Origin of the sequence: Faecalicatena contorta (assembly GCF_001404335.1) — a bacterium.
Taxonomy (GTDB): Bacteria; Bacillota; Clostridia; order Lachnospirales; family Lachnospiraceae; genus Faecalicatena; species Faecalicatena contortus_B.
Genome location: NZ_CYZU01000124.1, coordinates 1 through 654 on the forward strand (window position 1 = coordinate 1; position 654 = coordinate 654).

The following is a 654-nucleotide window of genomic DNA, read 5'->3' on the forward strand; positions in this document are numbered from 1 at the left end:
TTTTGGTGGCGATGCGCCTGGGGGAAACACCCGTTCCCATCCCGAACACGATGGTTAAGACCCAGACGGCCGATGGTACTGCATTGGAGACGATGTGGGAGAGTAGGTGGCCGCCAAATCTAAAAAAGAATAACAGAATGACGGAAGCGCCGTCAGTATTATATAAATGTTTATTATATAGATACCGGCAAGGATAAGCAACAACTTATCAACGCCAACCCAATCAGCAGGGCAGTGCTGTTATGATAGCTGGTTTTACCAGTGATTAGATATACGAAAGAATTCGTGTATGTAATGACTGATAAAACAGTCAGCGGATGGGAAGCGAAAGCAGAGCATCCGGATATGTACCTTGAAAATTGCATACAAAGAAAGAGCTGTATTATTATAGATAAGCGATAATACAGTGATTAAATATCTTATTTAATCAAGACATCCGAGGTAATGTTAACAACATTAACTAGTTCGAATAAAACGAACGAAAAAAATACATTCTTATTGAACCTTAGCAGTTCAGTAAGAAGAAAAACCTATTACCAACGCATATCACGCTAGATATGTGTCGCCCGAACTCCAACCCGTGAGAGAAGGCAAGTTGGTTATGCTAATAAGAGCGTATGGTGGATGCCTTGGCACTAAGAGCCGATGAAAGAC

1 rRNA gene is annotated in these 654 nt (G+C 41.4%); it reads left to right on the top strand.

Annotation, left to right across the window (positions count from 1 at the left end):
• Position 1: 1 nt before the first annotated feature.
• Positions 2 to 119: ribosomal RNA gene (gene rrf, locus ARB69_RS25560) — 5S ribosomal RNA — on the top strand.
• Positions 120 to 654: the final 535 nt, after the last annotated feature.